Here is a 21,653-nt window from a genome sequence, read left to right as displayed (position 1 = left end):
GTTATCTGTCGGCGGCCTCGATGGGCCCTGCCTCGCCCTCTTCCTCCAGCACGCGGTCGAGCCCGACCTCCAGCTTGCGACGGATGCGGTCGATCTCCTCCTTGGGGTCGAGGCTGAGCGCGCGGCGCCATTGGAACTCCGCCTCGCGTTTGCGGCCAACGGACCAGAGGACGTCGCCCAGATGGTCGTTGATCAAAGGATCGAGCGGGTTCAGCATCACGGCGCGTTCCATCGGCTCGACCGCGTCTTCGTGGCGGCCGAGGCGATAATAGACCCAGGCCAGGGAATCGGTGATGTAGCCGTCGTCGGGGCGGGCGGCCACGGCGCGTTCGATCATGTCGAGCGCCTCGTCGAGCTTGCTGCGCTGCTCGACCAGGCCGTAGCCCAGATAGTTCAGGACGTTCGGTTGATCGGGGTTCAGGTCGAGCGCGCGGCGAAAGTCGGCCTCGGCAGCTGGCCATTCGTCAAGCTGCTCATGCGCGACGCCGCGGGCGTAGAACAGAAACCAGTGGCGCGGCGTGACCTCGGGCAGCATGTCGATGGACCGATCATAGGCCACGGCGGCGGGGGCAAAACGTTCCAGGCGGCGCAGCGCGTCGGCATAGGCGGCCCAGACGTCGATCTCCTCGCCGTTGGAGCGGGTCAGCGACGACAGCACCTCGATCGCCGCCTCGTCCTGCCCGGAGGCGAGCAGGACGTCGGCACGGGCGATCTCGGCCTCGTGGAAACCGGGATCGTCGCGGGGGACGGCGGCGAAGACCTCGGCGGCGAGGGCGTATTGCTCCTGCCCTTCCAGCAGGTCGGCGGTCAGCAGCAACCCCTCGACGTGCGTGGGCCGAAGCGCCAGCGCCGCGCGCGCGTTGAGCAGCGTGAACGTGACGGAGGAGTCGCCCATGAGCAGCGCGGCAAGCGTGAAATAGGCCTCGGCCATGCCGTCCATCGGCGTGGCGACGACGTCGTAGGGCGGCCGCTCGCCCGCCGCGATCCGGTCTTCGAGATCGCGCAGGGTCGCGCTGTTGGTAACCTCATTGGCCTTCTGCAGAAGCTCCAGCGCATCCTCCGACCGGCCGAGCTGCGCCAAAACCTGGGCATGGGCCTCGATCCCCCGCGTGGTGGCATTGAGGGGGCCGTTTTCCTCGCCCGAGAAGATCGCGTCGGCGCCCTCGAAATCGCCCGCCTGCGCCAGTGCGAAGGCCTTGTGCATCTGGGCGAAGGGCGCGAAGCTCTCGGTCTCGGCCAGACGGTCGAAACCGTCGAGCGCGGCACCCATGTCGCCGTCCGCTGCCTCGATCCAGGCGGCGAGCAGGCCGTCGAGCAGTGCACCCCCCACCCCGTCGCCCGACAGAAGATCACGCGCATCGCCGAAACGCCCATCCTGCAGGGCCGCGACCATCCGTGCGCTGGCGGCGAACTGGCTGACCTGCCCGCTCTCGTCCATGCGATCCGCGACCTCGCGGGCGGAGCGGAAGTCGCCCAGCACGGAGTAGATGATGAGAGCGTTTTCAAGAACCTGCGGGGTTGCGTGGTCCTGTTCGAGCAAGGTGGCGTAATACTCGGCCGCCGCCGTATGGTCGTTGCCGAACCCCGCGATGCGCGCAGCGAGATATGGCCCCGCAACGCCCTGCGCCTGCACGGCGGGCGGAAGCAGCAGCGTGGCGGCGAGAAGCAGCGGACGGATCATGCGAAAAACCCCTTTTGCGACAAGCTAGGGGCCGCCGTGGCGTTATGCAATCCGAAGCGGGGCGCCGGCGGTCACGAGACGGTGTGCAGCCGTCACATGTTCGGATAGTTCGGTCCGTCGCCCCCCTGCGGCACCGTCCAGACGATGTTCTGGGCCGGATCCTTGATGTCGCAGGTCTTGCAATGAACGCAGTTCTGGAAGTTGATCACGAACTTCGCGTCCTCGCCCTCGCCCACGAACTCGTAGACGCCCGCGGGGCAATAGCGCGATGAGGGCCCTGCGTAGACCTTGAGATCCACGGCGACGGGAACCTCGGGGTCCTTCAGCTTCAGGTGCGAGGGCTGGGATTCCTCGTGATTGGTGAAGCTGAACGCCACGTTGGTCAAACGGTCGAACGACAGCTTGCCGTCGGGCTTGGGGTAGTCGATGGGCTTGTGCTTCTCGGCGGGTTCCGTCGCCTCCGCGTCCGACTTGCGGTGCTTCGAGGTGAAGGGCGACCAGCCCACCAGGTTGTTCATCCACATCGATGCACCGCCCACCGTCAGCGAGGCGGTCAGGCCGTAATTCGACCAAAGCGGCTTGACGTTGCGGACGCGCTTCAGGTCCTTGCCGATGGGACCCTTGCGGACCTCGGCGTCGTAGGCCTCCAGCACGTCGCCGGACCGCCCTTCGGCTATGGCCTGATGGGCGGCCTCGGCCGCCGCCTTGCCCGACAGCATGGCGTTGTGGTTGCCCTTGATGCGGGGAACGTTGACCATGCCGGCGGCACAGCCCAGCAGGACGCCGCCGGGGAAGGCGGTGCGGGGCAATGACTGCCAGCCGCCTTCGCTGATCGCGCGGGCGCCATAGGCCACGCGCTTCCCGCCCTCCAGCAACTCGGCGACCATGGGGTGATGCTTGAACTGCTGGAAGCTGAGATAGGGGTTAACGTAGGGGTTGCGATAGTTCAGGTGAACGACAAAGCCGACATAGACCTGATTGTTGTCAAGGTGATAGATGAAGCTGCCACCGCCCGCATTCTTGCCCAGAGGCCAGCCCATCGTGTGCACGACCTTGCCCGGCCGGTGCTTCTCGGGGTCGATCTCCCAAAGCTCCTTCATGCCGAGCCCGTATTTCTGCGCCTCGCTGTCGGCGTCCAGATCGTGGCGCGCGATCACCTGCTTGGACAGGCTGCCCCGCACGCCTTCGCCCAGCATGACGTATTTGCCGTGCAGCTCCATTCCCGGCTCGTAGCCAAGGCCGGGGGTGCCGTCGGGGTTCAAGCCGAATTCACCCGCCACGACGCCCTTCACGCGGTCGCCGTCCCAGACCAGGGCTGAACAGGACATGCCGGGGAAGATCTCGACGCCCAGCGCCTCGGCCTGTTCGGCCATCCAGCGGCAGACGTTGCCCATGCTGACGACGTAATTGCCGTGGTTCGACATCAAAGGCGGCATGGCAAGGTTCGGGACGCGGACGCGCCCCTCCTCGCCCAGAACGTAGAAGCTGTCGGAGGCGACGGGCACGTCGAGCGGCGCGCCCCGTTCCTTCCAGTCGGGGATCAGCGCGTCGAGACCCACCGGGTCCAGCACCGCGCCCGACAGGATATGCGCCCCGACCTCGGACCCCTTTTCCAGCACGACCACCGACAGGTCGGCATCGAGCTGCTTGAGCCGGATGGCCGCCGACAGCCCCGCGGGCCCCGCGCCCACGATCACGACGTCGTATTCCATCGCCTCGCGTTCGATCGCTTCGGTCATTCGTGCCGTCCCCCTGTCATGCCGTTCCGAATGGTCCCGTTCCATATGCGGGGCACCGCCACGCGGGTCAATCGGCGCGCAGCGTCATGTCGCACGTACGCCCTGAGGGCGCGCGCACTTTCGGGACCGGCGCGAAGCCGCTAACAGGACGCAACGACCGACAGGAGGCGCGCCCGTGACATCCATCCGTATCCTCTGGTCGCCTTGCGTCGCGGGGTGCCACTGAATGGACCATTTCCTTTACCGCGACGGCATCCTGCATGCCGAAAACGTCCCCCTGCCCGCGATCGCGCGGGACGTCGGCACGCCCGTCTACGTCTATTCCGCCGCCACCCTGCTGCGGCATTTCCGGCTATTCGACGAGGCGCTATCCTGGGGGCCGCATCTCGTCTGCTACGCGGTCAAGGCAGCGAGCAACGTGGCCATCCTGAAGCTGCTGGGCGACGCCGGTGCGGGGATGGACGTGGTGTCGGAGGGCGAATACCGCCGGGCGCGGGCCGCGGGCGTGCCGGGCGATCGGATCGTCTTTTCCGGCGTTGGGAAGACCGAGGCAGAGATGCGCCATGTCCTCGCCCACGGCGTGCGCCAGATCAACCTGGAGAGTGAGCCGGAGATGCGCTTGCTGTCGCGCGTGGCGACCGAGATGGGTGTGACCGTTCCGGTCACGGTGCGCGTCAACCCCGACGTGGATGCGAAGACGCACGAGAAGATCGCCACCGGCCGCTCCGACAACAAGTTCGGCATTCCCATCGCCCGCGCGCGGGAGGTCTATGCCGAGATCGCCAAATTGGCCGGCCTGCGCGTCGTGGGCATCGACGTCCACATCGGCAGCCAGCTCACCGACCTGGAACCCTTCCGGCAGGCCTATCGCAAGGTGGCAGACCTGACCGGCATCCTGCGCGCCGACGGCCATCCGATCGAACGGCTGGACCTGGGCGGCGGGCTGGGCATCCCCTATGCCCGCTCGAACCTCGCGCCGCCGGTGCCGTCGGAATACGGACAGGTGATCCGGGAGGAGGTGGGCCATCTCGGCTGCGAGATCGAGATCGAGCCGGGGCGCCTGATCGCCGGGAACGCGGGCATCCTGATGACCTCCACCATCTACATGAAGGAAGGCGAGGGGCGGGATTTCCTGATCGTGGACGCGGCAATGAACGACCTGATCCGCCCCGCGATGTACGGCGCGCATCACGACATCGTGCCCATCGTCGAGACCGCGCCCGGCACGGACCGCCGCCCGTATGATATCGTGGGGCCGGTCTGCGAATCCGGCGACACCTTCGCCAAGGGTCGCGACATGGCGCCGCTAGGTGCGGGCGACCTGATCGCGATGCGCAGCGCGGGCGCTTACGGCGCCGTCATGGCCAGCGAATACAACAGCCGTCCCCTCGTGCCGGAGGTGCTGGTGCAGGGCGACAGATACGCGGTCATCCGCGCGCGTCCCACCCTGGATGAGATGATTTCGCGCGACACCATTCCACAATGGCTGTCGGAGGCATAGGTTGAGGGGAAAGACCGTCCCCGGAGGATGCCGCGTTTGGCCGAAGACCTGCGACCCATCGCCCGCCAGCTGCGTCTGACGCGCCTCGGCCTTCTGGCCGAACGGATCACCCATGCCTTCTGGCCCGCCTGGACGGCCGGGTTCCTGGCCGCCGCCGTCTGGGCATCAGGCGTCGTGCCGCCTTTGTGGGAGTTCAGCCTGATCGCCGCGCTGGTCATCCTGATGCTTGTGCTGATCGGGTTGGGGCTGCGCGGGTTCCGCCTGCCGACCCGGGGCGATGCGCGGCGGCGGCTCGATGCCACGCTGCCGGGTCGCCCGCTCGCCGCGCTCTCCGACGACATGGCGGTCGGGGCGGGCGACGCGGGCTCCTCCGAGGTCTGGGCCGCGCATCTGGCGCGGATGCGGGCCCGGCTCCAGGCGGCGCGGGCCGTGGCACCCGACCTGCGCGTGGCACGGCGAGACCCCTACGCGCTGCGTTACATGGCGGTGCTGCTCGCGGCTGTGGCGCTGATGTTCGGAACGCTCTGGCGTGCGCCCGCCGTTCCTGCGTTGCCCGGCGTGGGTCAGCAGGTCGCCACCGGTCCCGCCTGGGAAGGCTGGCTGGAGCCGCCGCGCCACACGGGGCTGCCAACGCTCTATCTGGCCGACATTGATCCGGGACAGGTCTCGGTGCCCGAAGGCACCCGCGTCACCCTGCGGCTCTACGGCGAGGGGGGCGCGCTGTCGGTGACGGAGACGGTATCGGGCCGCGACGTGACCGACCCGACGGCGCCGCTTCAGGACTTCACCGTGGCCCAGTCCGGGACGCTGACAATCGACGGCACGGACGGCGACGCTCCGTTCTGGACCCTGACGGCCATGCCCGACGCGGCCCCGCAGATCGCGCAGGACGGCGACCCGGCCTATGAGCATCCCGATGCCGTCACGATCCCGTGGAAAGCGAGCGACGACCACGGCGTGACGGCGGCCGGGGTGACGCTGGCGCTGGATGCGGACGCCACCGACCGCGCCCACGGCCTCGCCATCGAACCCGAACCGCGCGAGGCCGAGAGCTTCGACATGGCGCTGCCCATCGCGGGCGACCGGACGGACCTGAGCGCCGTCTTCCGCGCCGACCTGACCAAGCACCCACTGGCGGAGATGCCCGTCATCGCGACCCTGACCGCAGAGGACGCCGCCGGTCAGCAGGGCACCGAGATCGCGCGTTTCGTGCTGCCCGGCCGGGCGTTCTACGACCCGGTCGCCTCCGCGCTGATCGAACAGCGGCGCGACCTGAACTGGTCGCGCGCCAACCGAGAACGCGTGGCCCGGCTGCTCAAGGCGGTGACGTGGCGGGCGGATGGGTCGTGGAACAACCCCGCGGCCTTCCTGATTACGCGGATGGCGATCCAGCGGCTCGACGCCGGCCCTCTGACTGTCGAGGTGCGCGACGAGATTGCCGAGATGCTGTGGCAGGCCGCCGTGCGGATCGAGGACGGTTCTCTCGAAAGCGCGCTGGAGCGGCTGCGCGAGGCGCAGGAGCGTTTGTCGGAGGCGATCCGCCAAGGTGCCCCGCCCGAGGAAATCGAGCGCCTGATGGCCGAGATGCGCCGCGCGATGGACGACTACACACGCCAGTTGGCCGAGCAGGGCCAGGAGGGCGAGCAGCCGGAGATGGCGGAAGGCGAGAGCCAGGAGATCACGTCGGACATGCTCGACGAGATGATGCAGCGCATCGAAGAACTGATGGAGCAGGGCCGCACCGCCGAGGCGCAGGAACTGCTGCGCCAGCTTCAGGAGATGATGGAGAACATGCAGGTCACGCAGGGCCAGGGCTCCGGCGAGGGCCAGCCGGGCGAAGGCCAGCAGTCCATGGATGAGCTGCGCGACCAGTTGCGCGAACAGCAGGACCTGAGCGACGAGGCCTTCCGCGAGTTGCAGGAGCAGTTCGACCCGGGTCAGCCGGGCCAGCAACCCGGACAGCAACCCGGCCAACCGCAACCCGGCGAGGGTCAGCCGGGCCAGCAGGGCGAGGGTCAGCAGCCGGGCCGGGCTCAGCCCGGAGCGGGCGAGCCGGGTCAGGGCGGGCGAAGCAATCCGTCGGCCGAACCCGGTGAGGACGGTGGGGGCGAACCCGATGGCCGCAGTCTGGCCCAGCGTCAGGAGAGCCTGCGCCAAGGGCTTGAGACCTTGCGCGGCAACCTGCCCGGCGAAGGGACCGAAGCCGGTGACGCCGCGCGCGAGGCCCTTGGTCGGGCCGAGGAGGCTATGCGCGACGCCGAGCGCGACCTGGCCGACGGCAACCTCGGCGGTGCGCTGGACGATCAGTCACGGGCGATGGACGCGCTGCGCGACGGGATGCAGGAACTGGGCCGCGCTCTGGCCGGCGAGCGACCGGAAGGCGAGGAAAGCGGCGAACAGGGCCAGGCCGGCAACCGTCAGGGCATGGGCATCGACCGCGACCCGCTGGGCCGGCAATCCGGTCTGGGTGGCCAACTGGGCACCGACAACAACACCCTCGACGGGCCGGAAGCGGCGCGGCGCGCCCGCGACCTGATGGAGGAGTTGCGACGGCGGTCGGGTGAACGCGACCGCCCCAAGCTGGAACTCGACTACCTTCGTCGCCTGCTGGAGCGGTTCTGAGGGGTCAGCGTTGCGCGTCGATGCTGGCGGTCAGCGCCTCGACCCCCGCCGCCAGCGCGATGCGCTGCATGTCGACCCAGGCGACATAGTCGGTCAGGGCGGGCTCGATCGACGGCACGGAAAGCGCGATCCGGGGGGCGAAGACGTAGAACGCCACCATCGTCAGCACCACGAAGACGGTCAGCAGGAACCCGGTGCGGAACCCGCGCCGCCAGCCCGAATCGGCATATGCCATCGGGCCATCGTCACCGTCGTCGACGTTCGTCCCGGCCCGCGCTTCGGCTGCGCGTTCGTCCGGCCGCAGCGAGGAGTTGATCTCCTCGATGTCGGGCAGAAGCTCCCTGCGCGTCTGTCGCGGAGGAGCGGCGGGCGCGTCATCCTCGGGATCGGCCGTGGCATCGCGCATCGTCGTGGCGATCGCGTCGGCCATCCCGTCGTCCGCCGCCGGTTCCGGCGCCATGGGCCCGGCGCGGTCGCGTGCCTCCTCCCGAGTGCGGACCAGCGCGGCGGCTGCGGCCATCCGCGTCCGTTCGGCGGCGGCCACCTGACGGGCGTCGTGTTCGAGATCGGGCTCGGGAAGCTGTTGCTCCGGAGCAGGCTCGGGCCGGGGTTCGGGTTCCTGGGCGGGGGTCGGTTCGGCGCGCAGCCGCTCCTCCCGTTCACGCTCCTCTCGCAGGATCTCGAGCGTGCGGTCGTCCGGCACCGGGCGCCTGCGTTCGGGAGCGGGGGCGGGCCGGTCTTCCATCTCGTCTTCGGGCGGCGGGGCGACGGCGCGGCGGACCGGGCGCTCGGGCGCCGGGGACGCGATCCGCGCCCGTCCTTCGAGAAACCACATCGTGCCGCAGTTCGAGCATTGGACGTCGCGCCCTTCGGCAGGGATCAGGTCTTCGCCGATCTCGTACTGGGCGTTGCAATTCGGACAGGTGATACGCATGGGCCGGGGACTCGGGTCCTTCGCTGTGGTTGCGGACAGTTCCGGGCACCGCGCCCGATTGGCACGCGATAGTCAACCCAAGTCCGGTGCGACGGCCCGGCAGTTGTGGCCGTAGCGCACGGATCGGCGCGCATTGCGTCGAAAACATGGCTGGGGCAGAAGGGCGCCGAGGCAGGGGGCAGGCGCGTGATCGAGCTGCGGGACGCAGGATATTCCTATGACAAAGGCGCGCTTCTGAGCGGCCTGGACATGGCGTTCGCGCCGGGGTCGTTCCACTTCCTGACCGGGCCGTCCGGGGCGGGCAAGACCACCCTGCTCAAACTCTGCTACGGCGACCTGAAGCCCACCACGGGCACTGTCCTGCTGGAGGGGCGCGACAGCCGGCAACTGGACCGCGACGCTCTGGCCAGACTGCGTCGGCGCATCGGGGTCGTGCATCAGGACTGCCAGTTCCTCGACCACCTGTCGATCCGCGAGAACGTCGCCCTGCCCCTGACCGTCGCCGGCCGCGACGTGGCGGCCGAGGCCGCGAACCTGGACCAGCTACTCGGCTGGGTCGGTCTGGGGCCCCGGGCGGCGGCCCGCCCGCCGCAATTGTCCGGGGGCGAACGACAGCGCGCCGCCCTGGCTCGCGCGATCATCATGGACCCCGACGTCATCATCGCGGACGAGCCCACCGGCAATATCGACTGGGAGATGTCGCAGCGCCTCCTGTCGTTGCTGGCCGAGCTAAACCGCATGGGAAAGACGGTGCTGGTGGCCACTCACGACCTTGCGCTGATCCGCGCCGCCAAGGGGCAGGTAGCTGCGCGGGTGCTGCGCCTGGCGCAGGGATCGCTGCAGGCGGGGACGGAACTTTGAGGCGGCTGCTGACCCTGGTCCAGCGGGCGACCGACGCGACGCTGGGCGACCGCCAGGCCGACCGCGTGGTGCCGCCCACCGGGCACACCGTGTGGCTGACCGTGCTGACCTCCGCGGCGATGGCATTCCTCGCCGTCTTCGCGCTGGCGCTGTCGCTGGCCACGGGGCGCTTGGCGGAACGCTGGGGCGAAAGCCTGGCGCAGGCGGCGACGATCCGCGTCTCGGACGCGGGGGAGGCGGGCGAGGTGCAGGCGGAGGCCGTGCTGCAGATCCTGAACATGACGCCCGGCGTCACCACGGCGCGCGCGATCGGCGACGATGAGCAGGCCGCCCTGCTGGAGCCGTGGCTGGGCCCGGACCTGCCGCTCGACACGCTCCCCCTGCCCCGGCTGATCGAGGTGGCGACCGACGGCAATCTCGACGCCGAGGGTCTGCGCCTGCGCCTCGCCGCCGAAGTGCCCGATGCCGTCTGGGACGACCACACCCGGTGGCGTGCCCCGCTGGTGCGGGCGGCCGACCGGCTGCGCGGTCTGGGCTGGATCGCGCTGGCGCTCATCGCGGGAACGCTGGCGGCCATGGTGACGCTCGCGGCGCAGGCCTCGCTCGCCGCGAACCGGCAGGTGATCCGGGTGCTGCGACTGGTCGGCGCGCGCGATGCCTATGTCGCCCGCGCCTTCACACGCCGCTTCACCCTGCGCGCGGCTGCCGGGGCGGCGGCGGGCGCGGTGCTGGGGGGCGTGGCAATCGCCTTCCTTCCGGCCGCCGACGATGCGGGCGGGTTCCTGACCGGGCTGGGCTTCCAGGGGGCCGGATGGCTGCTCCTGCCGCTCATCCCCGTATTCGCGGGGGCAGTTGCGTTCCTTGCGACCCGACGTGCGGCCTTTCGCGCACTGGCCGGTTTCGAATAGGGTTTCCCCGGGGGTCGTCCGATGCAGTTTTTCAGGTCCATGGTCTTCAACGTCCTGATGTATGTCTGGATGGGCGTGCTGGGGATCGTCTTCGCGCCCTGGGCCATCGCGTCGCCCCGCGGCGCGCGAAAGGCCTGCGACGTCTATGCCCGGCAGACGCTCTGGCTCCTGCACCGTATCGTCGGACTGCGGACCGAGGTGCGGGGCACGCCGCCCACGGGGCAGGTGCTGCTGGCGGCCAAGCATCAGTCGTTCCTCGACATCCTGCTGATCTGGTCCGCCATTCCGCGCGGGTTCTTCATCATGAAGTCGGTGCTTCGCTATGCGCCGGTGCTGGGCCAGTATGCCCTGCGGCTCGGCTGCATCCCTGTCCACCGCGGCAAACGGGCCGAGGCCGTGCGCCGGATGCTGGCCGAGGTGCGGTCGGGCGACCGCAAGGGCGGCCAGCTTCTGATCTATCCGCAGGGCACCCGCGTCGCACCCGGGGCCCGGGCCAGCTACAAGGTCGGGACCTATGCGCTTTATGAGCAACTGGGACAGCCCTGCCATCCGGTCGCGACGAACGTGGGCATCTTCTGGCCCCGGCGGGGGATGCTGCGCCGGCCCGGTCTGGGCGTGGTTGAGTTTCTGGAACCGATCCCGCCGGGTCTGGACCGCGCGACCTTCATGGCGCTGATGGAGGAGCGGATCGAGAGCGGATCGAACCGCCTGATGGAGGAAGCCGGCTTCCCGGTGGCCCCCACGGCGGGTCTTCCGGGCGAATCCGTCGCGGCGGCGGCGGCCAAGGCCGCGGTCCGCGACGGCGCCTGAGACCGAAGGGTTCTCGTCATGGCACGCGCGATCATGGTGCAGGGCGCCGGCAGCAACGTCGGCAAGTCGATGCTGGTCGCGGGCCTCTGCCGCCATTTCACCCGCGCGGGCCTGCGGGTCCGGCCGTTCAAGCCGCAGAACATGTCGAACAACGCCGCCGTCACCGCCGACGGTGGAGAAATCGGGCGCGCGCAGGCGCTGCAGGCGCTGGCCTGCGGGGTGGAGCCGCTGGTCGACATGAACCCCGTCCTCCTCAAGCCCGAGACGGACACCGGCGCACAGGTGATCGTGCAGGGACGGCGGCTGACGACGGTAAGGGCGCGCGACTACGCGGCACTCAAGCCCGATCTGATGGCGGCCTGTCTGGACAGCTTCCGGCGTCTGGCCGCGACCAGCGACCTCGTCATTGTCGAAGGCGCGGGCAGCCCGGCCGAGATCAACCTGCGCGCGGGCGACATCGCCAACATGGGCTTCGCCGAGGCCGCGGGCGTTCCCGTGATCCTGGCGGGCGACATCGACCGCGGCGGCGTCATCGCGCAGCTTGTGGGGACGGCGGCGGTGCTGGACCCGGCCGATGCGGCGCGGATCAAGGGGTTCGTCGTCAACAAGTTCCGAGGCGACGTGCGCCTGTTCGATGGCGGCGTGACCGCCATCGCCGACCGCACGGGGTGGACCGCCCTGGGCGTCGTGCCTTGGTTCGACGATGCGTGGAAGCTGCCGGCTGAGGATATTCTCGACATCCGCAGCACTCCGCGCGACGATGCGTTACGCATCGCGGTGCCCCGGCTGGGCAGGATCGCCAATTTCGACGATCTGGACCCGCTGTCGGCCGAGCCGGCCCTGTCGGTCGAGGTGATCGCACCGGGCCGCCCCCTGCCCGTCTGCGACCTCGTCCTCATTCCCGGCAGCAAGGCGACGATCGCGGATCTCTCCGCCTTTCGTGCGAACGGCTGGGACATCGACCTTGCGGCGCACGTCCGCCGGGGCGGGCACGTGCTGGGGCTCTGCGGTGGATACCAGATGCTGGGCCGGACAGTCGCCGACCCCAATGGGCTGGAGGGACCGCCGGGCGCGGTCCCGGGTCTGGGCCTGCTCGACGTGGAGACCGTGCTGCACCCTGCCAAGCACCTCGCCCGCGTCGCCGCGACCGACATCGAAAGCGGCTGCACCGTCAGCGGCTATGAGATCCACCTTGGCCGAACGTCCGGCCCGGACACCGCGCGCGGCTGGCTGATGCGCGACGGCGTGTCCATGGGCGCGGCCACCGCGGACGGGCGCGTCAGGGGGTGCTATCTGCACGGGCTGTTCGCGGACGATGCCTTCCGCGCGGCGGCCTTGGCCCGTCTCGGGGCATCGGTCGGCCCCCGCGATCACGCCGCGCAGGTGGACGCAACGCTGGACGCACTAGCCGATCACCTTGCGCGCGCGCTCGACATGAAAACGCTATTCGGCCTCGCCTCCGAGGTCTGACATTGCCTATCGGCCGGCGGATGTTACGTTCCCGGTCGACCTTTCGATGCAATATCCTTCCGGAGTTCTCCATGCGCCGCAGTATCCTCGCCATTGCCCTGTCCCTGATCGCCACCCCGACGCTCGCCGCGCAGTGTGGCAACGACGCCAGCGGGTTCGACCGCTGGAAGCAGCAATTCGCACAGGAAGCCGCCGCCGCGGGCATCCAGCAGCCGGGCCTCAACGCGCTGGCCAATGCGCGCTATGCCACGCGGACCATCGCGGCGGACCGGAACCAGACGGGCGTGAAATACGCGCTCAACGACTTCATCCGCATTCGTCTCGGCTCGCTCGACGGGTTCGCCGCGCAGGCGAACCGCCGACTCAACCAGAACCGCGCGTTCTTCGACGCGCTGGAGCAGCGGTACGGGGTGCCCGCGGGCGTCCTGCTGGCCATTCACGGGATGGAGACGGGGTTCGGCAACAACATGGGCAGCGAAAACGTCGTCTCGTCTATCGTGACGATGGCCTACGACTGCCGTCGGTCCGATTTCTTCACCCCCCATGCGCTTGCCGCCCTGCAGATGGTGGATCGCGGGATGCTGTCTCCCGGCCAGGCCGGCGCAGCCCATGGTGAGCTCGGGCATACGCAGTTCCTGCCAGGCAACGCGCTGCGCTACGGCCAGGACGGGAACGGCGACGGTCGGGTCGATTTCTACAACATGGCGGATGCGATGGCTTCCACGGCCAATTTCCTGCGCCAGAAAGGCTGGCAGCCGGGTCAGCCTTTTCAGCAAGGCACCGCCAATTTCCGTGTCCTCAACGAATGGAACGCGGCAACGGTCTATCAGCAGGCAATCGCGCTTTCGGCCGAACGCATCGGCTGAGGAATGGCGAGGGTGGTACGGGCGGCGGGACTCGAACCCGCACGGGCAAGGCCCTTCAGATTTTAAGTCTGATGTGTCTACCGTTCCACCACGCCCGCATGCCCTGTGAGTAGAGCGGGCAGGATGGCATTGGCAAGGCGGAACGCCGCCTAGCGGGCGGCGGTAGCCAATGCGTCGCGCACCGTGATGCACTTGCCGACCGGCGCGAAGACCGGCGTCATGGCGAATTCTGCGATCAGCGTCTCAAGCTGACCCTCCATCACGGCGGCGAGGGAGACGTCCTGTCCTTCCCACTGCCCCATGGCGGAGATGACCGAGACGATCCGGGCCTCGCCTTCGTGGACGGCGAAGACGGGTGCGCCGGACGATCCGAAATCGACTTCGCAGGACAGGACCATCATCTCGGCATCCCGCGCCAGCACGTTGCAGGCGCTTTCGCGCGACGGGGCTTCGGCCCGGTCCCGGCCGTAGCTTACGACCTGCACCCTCTGTCCCGCCTCGACACGGAGCTGCGTGGGGAACGGGCGGATGTTCCCCTGACGGACGGGACGGTTCAGCTCCAGCAGGGCGAGGTCGACCCCCACCCCATCCAGACGAGCGCCGCCCGCCGCGTCGAAGACATATTCCGGGTGGACCACGACACGCTTGATGCCGCGATAGGCCTCGGCCCGGCCAAGGCGCAGCCCGGCCTGAAACTCGATTGACGCAGGGTCGATGGGTGACCCATCGGCAGGGTCGAACAGGCAATGCGCCGCGGTCAGGACGACGTCCATCGTGATCAGAGCCGCGGTGCAGAACCCGCTGTCATCGAAGTTCAAGCGCCCGACGGCTTCCCATCCCCTGCCCTGGTCGGAGGTAGAGAGGCGTTCGAGCGCACCCTCCGCCACCACCATGCCGGGCAGAATCGCCATTGCGGCCAGCGCGGCGATGAGCGTCTTCACAGGTCGGATCATACCGGCACCCCTTGGTCGGTCCGCACCGGGTCTAGCCGAGCAAGAGGGCGGCAAGGGGACAGGATTGTTGCGCTTTCGTGGTTATTTCCGGCCCGAACGGGGAGATTGTGTTCCGCGCCAGGCGGAACGTCAGCGCAGGCGCGGTGGTGCCGCCGTAGCACGCGGCGAAAAGCCCGTCACCGCCGGGGGGACCGGGCCGCCCGTCGCCCAGTCCAGCAGTTCGACGGTATGGACGACGGGAACGGAGGCGTCGGAGCCGATCTGCATCATGCAGCCGATGTTGCCCGCGGCGATCACGTCCGGCGCGCGTTCCTCCAGCGTGGCGACCTTGCGGCGCTTCAACTCGCCGCTGATCGCCGGCTGCATCAGGTTGTAGGTGCCCGCCGAGCCGCAGCAGAGATGGGCGTCGCGCGGCTCAAGTACCGTGAACCCGGCGCGGGCCAGCAACTCCTTCGGCGCGCCCTTGATGCGCTGGCCATGCTGCAGCGAACAGGCGGCGTGATAGGCAACGTGCATCGGCCCCGCACCCTGATCGGCCGGCAGGCGATGCGTGGGCACCCCGCCGACACCGTCCCGCGCCGGACGCGGCGGCGTGGTAAAGGCGTGATCCGCGGGCAGCAGGTCCATCAGCACCTCGGACACGTCCCGTGCGATTCGCGACACCGCCGCGGCCTTGTCGGCCAGCGGGTCATTGCGGAACATATGGCCGTAGTCCTTGACCGTGGTGCCGCAGCCCGAGGTGTTGATGACGATGGCATCCAGCCCCTCGCCCTCCATCTCGGTGGTCCAGGCCACGATGTTGCGGGCGGCGAAGGCGTGGCTTTCGTCGGTCTTGCCCATGTGGTGCGTCAGTGCTCCGCAGCAGCCCATCCCCTTGGGAATAACGACTTCGGCGCCCAGCCGGGTCAGCAGGCGGATGGTGGCATCATTGATGTCGGTGTTCAGCGCCTTCTGCGCGCAGCCCGTCATCAGCGCCACGCGCATCTTTCGGTCGGCCACGTGGAAGGTCTGCGGATCGTCGTTCCGGCTGACCGGCGGGATGGATTTCGGCGCCATGTCGAGCATGGCCCGCAGCCGCGCGTCCGGCATCAGGAACGCGAAGGGCCGCCCGATCTTGGCGCCCAGCAGCGCCATCCGGAACCGCCCTGGATGGGGCAGGATGCGCGCCAGCGTCCAGCGCAGCAGGCGGTCCATCAACGGCCGGCGATAGGTGTTTTCGATGTGTTCGCGGGCGTGATCGACCAGATGCATGTAATGCACCCCCGACGGGCAGGTCGTCATGCAGGCAAGGCACGACAGGCAGCGGTCGATATGCTTGACCGTCTTCGCGTCGGCAGGTCGCCCGCTCTCCAGCATGTCCTTGATGAGGTAGATGCGGCCCCGCGGGCTGTCGAGTTCGTCGCCGAGAACCTGATAGGTCGGGCAGGTCGCGGTGCAGAAACCGCAATGGACGCAGGCGCGCAGGATCTCGTTCGAGCGCGCGGTAGCGGGGTCGGCAAGCTGTTCGGGGGTGAAATTCGTCTGCATTGCGGTCAGGCTCTCCCGATGTCGGTTGCGGGCGTCACGCGAACAGCCCGCGCGGGTCGAAGCGGTAGCGGATACCGGCGGTCAGCGCGGCGACGGCCGGCCGTTCGGGCGGCGGATCGAAGGTGCCGCGCAGGCGCGTGGCGTGGCCGTCGAAGTCGCCCAGACGGCTGCGCAGGTCGGTACCCATCGGCACCCGCAGCCAGACCAGCCCCCCGCCCCAGTCCAGAACGGCGGCATCGGCCAATGCCCGCTCCACGATTTTGGGTGCCCGGCTGGGCCGGACGGAGACGCGCCAGACGTCGCCCTCCCCCTCCATCGCCCGCGCGTCCCGTACCGCGCGCCAGATCCGGTCGGACTCCGCGGCGTCCAGGCGCTCCACCTCACCGAAAGGCGCCAGCACCTGCGCCAGGCGTCCCGCGCGATAGTCGACGGAGCCTTCCATCCCCTCGATCCGCAGCCATGTCTCCCGCACTTGCGGGTCATGCGCCGCGGCAGTGACCTCGAAGGGAGATGACAGGCCCGCGGCCATCGCCTCGACCGCGCGCGGAATCGACAGGCCGGTCAGGCGCAGTGTCGCCTGCGTCGCGGCGGCAGGCAGGACCTTGAAGCTCACTTCGGACAGGATGCCCAGCCGCCCGCGCGACCCGGCCAACAGCTTGACCAGATCGTATCCGGTCACATTCTTCATCACGCGCCCGCCGTTCTTGACGACCGTGCCCGCGCCATCCACGAACCGCACCCCGATCAGCGAATCCCGGCACGCGCCCGCCTGCACCCGGCGCGGACCGGACACGTTCATGGCGACCGCTCCGCCGATGGTGGGCGTGCCTGTCGTCCCCAGCAGGGCGCGGTGGTCCATCGGCTCGAACGGCAGGCGCTGGCCTTCGCGGGCCAGCGTCTCGTCGATCTCGGTCATGGGCGTCCCGGCCCGCGCCACCAGCGTCAGCGCTCCGGGTTCATAGAGCGTGATCCCGGTGAGCCGCTCGGTCGTCAGCGGCTCGCCCGGTCCGGGCTGATGCCGCGTGCCGCCGCCCCGCACCGACAGGGGCCGGTTGGCGCCGCGGATGATCTCGGCCAGTTGGTCTTCCGTCTTGGGTCGAAGCACCGGACCCTCCGTCTTTGCCTTGTGAAATATCCCCACCGGAGGCTTCGCCGACCAGGGTCAGGCGCGGCGTTCCGCCGTCGTGTCGAGAGGGAAGACCTTGGCAGGATTCAGCAGCCAGGCGGGGTCGAAGACGTCCTTCACCCGCATCTGCGCCTCCATGTCGTCCGCGTTGAACTGATAGCCCATCAGGTCGCGCTTCTCGACGCCGACGCCGTGCTCGCCCGTCAGGCAGCCGCCCACCTCGACGCAGAGCTTCAAGATCTCGGCACCCATCTCCTCGCAGCGCTCCAGATCGCCAGGCTTGTTGGCGTCGAACAGGATCAGAGGGTGCATATTCCCGTCGCCTGCATGGAACACGTTGCCCACGTCGAGGCCGTACCGGTGCGAAAGCTCACGGATGCCGCCCAGGACGCGAGGCAGTTCAGAGACCGGGATCGTGCCGTCGAGACACATGTAGTCATTGATCTGCCCCATGGCGCCGAAGGCCGACTTGCGGCCCAGCCAGATGCGGGCGCTCTCGTCCTCGGAATTGGAGCGGCGCAGTTCCACGGGATCGTGCGTGCGCGCGATGCGTTCGATGACGGCAAGCTGCTCCTCGATCTCGGCGGGCGACCCCTCGACCTCGACGATCAGCAGGGCCTCGACATCGGGGTATCCCGCGCCGGCAAAGGCTTCGGTCGCGCGGATGACGGGGCGGTCCATGAACTCGATGGCGACGGGCAGGACGCCGGCCTTGATGATGTCGGCCACGCAGGCGCCCGCCACCTCGTTGTCGTCGAAGGCGATGAGGACGGGGCGCGCGCCCTCGGGCTTGGGCAGGATCCGCAGGGTGGCCTCGGTCACGACGCCCAACTGCCCCTCTGAGCCGCAGATCACGCCCAGCAGGTCCAGCCCGCCCGCATCCATGTGCGCGCCGCCGATCTCGACCACGGTGCCGTCCATCTGCACCAGCGTGACGCCCAGCAGGTTGTTCGTCGTCACCCCGTATTTCAGGCAATGCGCCCCACCCGAATTCATGGCGATGTTGCCGGCGATGGCGCAGGCAAGCTGGCTTGACGGATCGGGTGCGTAGAAGAAACCATCCGCTTCGACAGCGCCGGTGACGGATAAATTGGTGCGTCCCGTCTGCACGTGGATGAAGCGGTCGGCGTAGTCGACCTCCAGCACCTCGGTCAGGCGCGCGACCCCGAGGATGACGCTGTCGGCCGTGGGCAGCGCGCCCCCGGCGAGCGAGGTGCCGGAGCCCCGCGGCACGACCGGCACGCCCATGGCGTGGCAGATCGCCAGAACCGCCGATACTTCGGCCGTGGAACGCGGCAGCACCGCGGCGAGCGGCGGGCACTTGTAGGCCGTCAGCGCGTCGCATTCGTAGGCGATCGTCTCCTGCGCGTCGTGGATGACGGCATCGGCCGGCAGGACGTCGAGCAGGCGCGAGACGAGCTGCGCCTTCTTCGACAGCACGAAGGGATCGACCCGGGGCATCTCCATGGCATTGATCCTCCGATGTTGGGTTCGGACCCGATGATATAGGCAATCGGGGCGAAGGCAAGGAAGTCGCCGTCAGACCTCCTTTTTGTCACGCTTCCGGCCGCCCACCAGCCGGGCGATGACGACGAAGAACAGCGGCACGAACAGGACACCCAGGATCGTGGCCGACAGCGTGCCGCCGAGGACCGCCGAGCCGATCGCCGTCCGCCCCCCCGACCCGGCGCCGCTGCTCAGCACCAGAGGCAGGACGCCCAGCGAGAAGGCCATCGACGTCATGATGATCGGCCGGAAGCGCTGCTCCGCCGCCTCCTTCGCAGCCTGAAGCAGGGGCTCGCCGCTTTCGCGCCGGTCGCGGGCGAATTCGACGATCAGGATGGCGTTCTTGCCGGTCAGGCCGATGACCGTCAGCAGGCCGACCTGGAAGAACACCCCATTGTCGAAACCTCCTATCAGCGCCGCGATCAGCGTGCCCAGCAGCCCGATGGGCATGGCCAGCATCACCGCAAAGGGGATCGACCAGCTTTCATAAAGCGCGGCCAGCGCCAGGAACACCGCGGCAAGCGACAGGGCATAGAGGAACGGTGCCTGGCTTCCGCTCTGTTCCTCCTCCAGCGACAGACCGGTCAGGGCAAGTTGGAACCCCGGGGGCAACTGCTCGGTCAGACGGCGCAATTCGTCTATCGCTTCGCCGGTACTGACGCCGGGCGCCGGATTGCCCTGGATCTGCATGGCGGGCACGCCGTTGTAGCGGTTGATGCCCTGGGGTCCGAACGCCCAGGACGCGGTCGAGAAGTTGGAGAAAGGGACGAGGCCGCCGCTGTCGTTGCGGACGCGCCATTTCTCCAGGTCCGAAGGCACGGCGCGGGAATCGGCCTCGCCCTGCACATAGACGCGCTTGATGCGGCCCCGGTCGATGAAGTCGTTGACATAGCGGCCCGCCCACGCGGTGGTCAGCAGGCTGCCGACGTCGGTCGCCGAAACGCCCATGGCGCCCGCCTTGCGCCAGTCGATGTCGAGGTTGAACTGCGCTGCATCCTCCAGACCGCTCGGCCGGGCGGAGGCGATGAGGTCGCTCTGCGCGGCCATGCCCAGCATCTGGTTGCGTGCGTCCAGAAGCTCCTGATGGGACTGACCGCCCCGCGCCTGAAGGTAGAAGTCAAAGCCCGAGGCGTTGCCCAGCTCGATCACCGCGGGCGGCACGATGGGGAACACCGTCGCATCGCGGATCTGGCTGAGCGCGCCGAAGGCCCGTCCGGCCAGCGCCTGCACGTCCTGCCCCGGATCCGTCCGTTCCGCCCAGTCCTTCAGCTTGACGAAGACCAGAGCCTGGTTCTGGCCCTGCCCGCCGAAGCTGAACCCCACGACGCCGAAGGCCGATTCAACGACCTCGCCTTCCTGATCCAGGAAATAGTCCTCCACCTTCTTGACCACCTCCAGCGTGCGTTCGGCTGTCGCGCCCGTGGGCGTCTGGATCAGCGTGAACAGGATACCCTGATCCTCGTCCGGCAGAAATCCGGTGGGTGTCCGCAGGAACAGGAAGACCGCCGCCGCGATCAGCAGCAGGTAGACGAGGCCCATGCGGACCGGGCGCCGGATGATCCAGCCGACGCTGCCGGCATAGCCCGCAAGGGTCGCGCCGAAACCGCGGTTGAACCAACCGAAGATGCCACCTTTCTTGTCGTGCTTCGGCGGCTTGAGAAGCGTCGCGCAAAGCGCGGGCGTCAGGGTCAGCGCGAGGACGACCGACAACGCCATGGCCGAGATGACGGTGATCGCGAACTGCCGGTAGATCACCCCGGTCGAGCCGCCGAAGAACGCCATCGGCACGAAGACGACCGACAGGACGACGCCGATGCCGATCAGCGCGCCGGTGATCTCTCCCATCGACTTGCGCGTGGCTTCCAGCGGAGACGCGCCTTCCTGCTCCATGATGCGCTCGACGTTTTCGACGACGACGATGGCGTCGTCGACCAAGAGACCGATTGCCAGCACCATGGCGAGCATCGTCAGCGAGTTGATCGAGAACCCCGCGGCCGCGAGCACGCCGAAGGTGCCGAGCAGGACGACGGGAACCACCAGCGTGGGGATCAGCGTCGCACGGAAGTTCTGAAGGAACAGATACATCACGAGGAAAACGAGGATGATCGCCTCGAACAGGGTCTTCACGACCTCCTCGATAGAGATGCGAACGAAAGGCGTCGTGTCGAAGGGGGTGACGTAGGTCACGCCCTCGGGGAAGAATTCCGACAGTTCCTCCATCCGCTCGCGGACCGCTCCTGCCGTGTCGAGCGCGTTGGCGCCCGGGGCCAGCGAGATGGCCATGCCGGTGGAGGGATCGCGGTTGTAGCGCGAGATCGTCGCATAGCTTTCGGACCCGATCTCGACCCGGGCCACGTCGTTCAGCAGGACGAGCCCGCCGTCCGTCTCGGCGCGGATGACGATCTGACGGAAATCCTCGGGCGTCCGCAGCAGGGATTGCGCGGTGATCGTGGCGTTCAGTTCCTGCCCCGTGACCGCCGGACGCTGGCCGAACGCACCGGCGGAGATCTGGGCGTTCTCCTCCGACACGGCACGCGTGACGTCGCTCGGCGTCAGGTTGAACGCGGCGAGCTTGACCGGATCGAGCCAGATCCGCATGGCGTATTGCGCGCCGAAGACCTGCACGCTGCCCACGCCTTCAACCCGACTGATGTCATTGACAAGGTTCGAGGCAAGGTAGTCGGCGAGGTCCGTCGCATCGAGGGCGTCGTTCTCGGAAATCAGCGCGATCACCATGAGGAACCCGGCCGAGGATTTCTGCACGGTGACGCCCTGTCGCTGAACGATCTCGGGCAGCAGCGCCGTCGCCTGCGAGAGTTTGTTCTGGACCTGCACCTGCGCGATGTCGGGGTCGATCCCGGTCTCGAACGTCAGGGTGATGCTGGCGCCCCCGGCGGACGTCGAACTTGACGAGAAGTACCGCAACCCGTCGAGACCCGTCATCTGCTGTTCGATGACCTGCGTGACGGTGTTCGCCACCGTGTCGGCCGAAGCCCCCGGATAGGACGCGTTGATCGTCACCGAGGGCGACGCGATCTGGGGATATTGCGCGATCGGCAGCGCCAGAATCGACAGCACCCCCAGACCCGAAATGAACAGGGCGATGACCCAGGCGAAGATCGGTCGGTCGATGAAGAAATGGGCCATGC

15 protein-coding genes and 1 tRNA gene are annotated in these 21,653 nt (G+C 68.6%); 7 read left to right on the top strand and 9 right to left on the bottom strand.

All coding sequences use genetic code 11. The features are described from left to right. Position 1: 1 nt before the first annotated feature. Positions 2-1,681 carry a tetratricopeptide repeat protein gene (locus tag JAN5088_RS05185; protein WP_055681756.1) on the bottom strand — a complete coding sequence of 560 codons (1,680 nt, stop codon included), beginning with the start codon at positions 1,679-1,681 and terminating at the stop codon, positions 2-4. 92 nt (positions 1,682-1,773) lie between these two features. Then, on the bottom strand, positions 1,774-3,420 hold the full coding sequence (locus JAN5088_RS05180; protein WP_055681755.1) for an electron transfer flavoprotein-ubiquinone oxidoreductase: 1,647 nt from the start codon (positions 3,418-3,420) through the stop codon (positions 1,774-1,776). A gap of 226 nt (positions 3,421-3,646) precedes the next feature. Between JAN5088_RS05180 and lysA the strand changes: the two genes are divergently transcribed. Beyond that, positions 3,647-4,921 (top strand): diaminopimelate decarboxylase, encoded by a 1,275-nt coding sequence (gene lysA, locus JAN5088_RS05175; protein ID WP_055681754.1) that lies wholly within the window; start codon positions 3,647-3,649, stop codon positions 4,919-4,921. 27 nt (positions 4,922-4,948) lie between these two features. Further along, a complete protein-coding gene (locus JAN5088_RS05170) occupies positions 4,949-7,543 on the top strand; it encodes a DUF4175 domain-containing protein (protein ID WP_055681753.1) in 2,595 nt (864 codons plus the stop codon). A gap of 4 nt (positions 7,544-7,547) precedes the next feature. Here JAN5088_RS05170 and JAN5088_RS05165 read toward each other — a convergent pair whose 3' ends face one another. Beyond that, positions 7,548-8,477, bottom strand: a complete 930-nt coding sequence (locus JAN5088_RS05165) for a zinc-ribbon domain-containing protein (protein ID WP_055681752.1) — start codon at positions 8,475-8,477, stop codon at positions 7,548-7,550. Positions 8,478-8,663: 186 nt separating this feature from the next. On the opposite strand from JAN5088_RS05165, the gene JAN5088_RS05160 reads away from it, so the two are divergent. From JAN5088_RS05160 to JAN5088_RS05140, 5 genes are all read left to right on the top strand, one after another. Further along, positions 8,664-9,338 (top strand): cell division ATP-binding protein FtsE, encoded by a 675-nt coding sequence (locus JAN5088_RS05160; protein WP_055681751.1) that lies wholly within the window; start codon positions 8,664-8,666, stop codon positions 9,336-9,338. 8 nt (positions 9,339-9,346) lie between these two features. Next, positions 9,347-10,246, top strand: coding sequence for a cell division protein FtsX (locus JAN5088_RS05155; protein WP_370736404.1), 900 nt, complete (start codon positions 9,347-9,349; stop codon positions 10,244-10,246). A gap of 21 nt (positions 10,247-10,267) precedes the next feature. Further along, on the top strand, positions 10,268-11,056 hold the full coding sequence (locus tag JAN5088_RS05150; RefSeq protein ID WP_055681750.1) for a lysophospholipid acyltransferase family protein: 789 nt from the start codon (positions 10,268-10,270) through the stop codon (positions 11,054-11,056). An 18-nt stretch (positions 11,057-11,074) separates the two neighbouring features. Continuing rightward, on the top strand, positions 11,075-12,526 hold the full coding sequence (locus tag JAN5088_RS05145; RefSeq protein WP_055681749.1) for a cobyric acid synthase: 1,452 nt from the start codon (positions 11,075-11,077) through the stop codon (positions 12,524-12,526). Between the two features lie 71 nt (positions 12,527-12,597). Then, complete coding sequence (locus tag JAN5088_RS05140) at positions 12,598-13,392, top strand: lytic murein transglycosylase (protein ID WP_055681748.1); 795 nt, start codon at positions 12,598-12,600, stop codon at positions 13,390-13,392. Positions 13,393-13,405: 13 nt separating this feature from the next. Here JAN5088_RS05140 and JAN5088_RS05135 read toward each other — a convergent pair. The 6 genes from JAN5088_RS05135 to JAN5088_RS05110 all read right to left on the bottom strand — a co-directional run bounded on the left by JAN5088_RS05135 (position 13,406) and on the right by JAN5088_RS05110 (position 21,651). Beyond that, a tRNA-Leu gene (locus JAN5088_RS05135) sits at positions 13,406-13,490 on the bottom strand. A gap of 51 nt (positions 13,491-13,541) precedes the next feature. Then, positions 13,542-14,345 (bottom strand): trypsin-like serine peptidase, encoded by an 804-nt coding sequence (locus tag JAN5088_RS05130; RefSeq protein ID WP_055681747.1) that lies wholly within the window; start codon positions 14,343-14,345, stop codon positions 13,542-13,544. Positions 14,346-14,474: 129 nt separating this feature from the next. Next, positions 14,475-15,872: a glycolate oxidase subunit GlcF gene (glcF, locus tag JAN5088_RS05125; RefSeq protein WP_055681746.1), complete on the bottom strand. Its 1,398-nt coding sequence runs from the start codon at positions 15,870-15,872 to the stop codon at positions 14,475-14,477. Between the two features lie 34 nt (positions 15,873-15,906). Beyond that, positions 15,907-16,977, bottom strand: a complete 1,071-nt coding sequence (locus JAN5088_RS05120) for an FAD-binding protein (RefSeq protein ID WP_055681745.1) — start codon at positions 16,975-16,977, stop codon at positions 15,907-15,909. A 57-nt stretch (positions 16,978-17,034) separates the two neighbouring features. Further along, positions 17,035-18,465 (bottom strand): FAD-linked oxidase C-terminal domain-containing protein, encoded by a 1,431-nt coding sequence (locus JAN5088_RS05115; RefSeq protein WP_055681744.1) that lies wholly within the window; start codon positions 18,463-18,465, stop codon positions 17,035-17,037. A gap of 72 nt (positions 18,466-18,537) precedes the next feature. Continuing rightward, positions 18,538-21,651 carry an efflux RND transporter permease subunit gene (locus tag JAN5088_RS05110; protein WP_055681743.1) on the bottom strand — a complete coding sequence of 1,038 codons (3,114 nt, stop codon included), beginning with the start codon at positions 21,649-21,651 and terminating at the stop codon, positions 18,538-18,540. Positions 21,652-21,653 lie beyond the last annotated feature (2 nt).

It is taken from the genome of Jannaschia rubra (assembly GCF_001403735.1).
Taxonomy (GTDB): domain Bacteria; phylum Pseudomonadota; class Alphaproteobacteria; order Rhodobacterales; family Rhodobacteraceae; genus Jannaschia; species Jannaschia rubra.
The sequence above is the reverse complement of the archived record's forward strand: the minus strand, read 5'-3'. Positions and strand labels throughout refer to the sequence as shown.

Excerpts from the sequence above, each read along its gene's own strand:
- glcF (WP_055681746.1), bottom strand. The coding sequence starts at position 15,872 with ATGCAGACGAATTTCACCCCCGAACAGCTTGCCGACCCCGCTACCGCG.
- JAN5088_RS05115 (WP_055681744.1), bottom strand. The coding sequence starts at position 18,465 with ATGGAGATGCCCCGGGTCGATCCCTTCGTGCTGTCGAAGAAGGCGCAG.
- JAN5088_RS05180 (WP_055681755.1), bottom strand. The coding sequence starts at position 3,420 with ATGACCGAAGCGATCGAACGCGAGGCGATGGAATACGACGTCGTGATC.
- JAN5088_RS05170 (WP_055681753.1), top strand. The coding sequence starts at position 4,949 with ATGCCGCGTTTGGCCGAAGACCTGCGACCCATCGCCCGCCAGCTGCGT.
- JAN5088_RS05130 (WP_055681747.1), bottom strand. The coding sequence starts at position 14,345 with ATGATCCGACCTGTGAAGACGCTCATCGCCGCGCTGGCCGCAATGGCG.
- JAN5088_RS05165 (WP_055681752.1), bottom strand. The coding sequence starts at position 8,477 with ATGCGTATCACCTGTCCGAATTGCAACGCCCAGTACGAGATCGGCGAA.
- JAN5088_RS05145 (WP_055681749.1), top strand. The coding sequence starts at position 11,075 with ATGGCACGCGCGATCATGGTGCAGGGCGCCGGCAGCAACGTCGGCAAG.
- JAN5088_RS05140 (WP_055681748.1), top strand. The coding sequence starts at position 12,598 with ATGCGCCGCAGTATCCTCGCCATTGCCCTGTCCCTGATCGCCACCCCG.
- JAN5088_RS05185 (WP_055681756.1), bottom strand. The coding sequence starts at position 1,681 with ATGATCCGTCCGCTGCTTCTCGCCGCCACGCTGCTGCTTCCGCCCGCC.
- JAN5088_RS05110 (WP_055681743.1), bottom strand. The coding sequence starts at position 21,651 with ATGGCCCATTTCTTCATCGACCGACCGATCTTCGCCTGGGTCATCGCC.
- JAN5088_RS05150 (WP_055681750.1), top strand. The coding sequence starts at position 10,268 with ATGCAGTTTTTCAGGTCCATGGTCTTCAACGTCCTGATGTATGTCTGG.
- lysA (WP_055681754.1), top strand. The coding sequence starts at position 3,647 with ATGGACCATTTCCTTTACCGCGACGGCATCCTGCATGCCGAAAACGTC.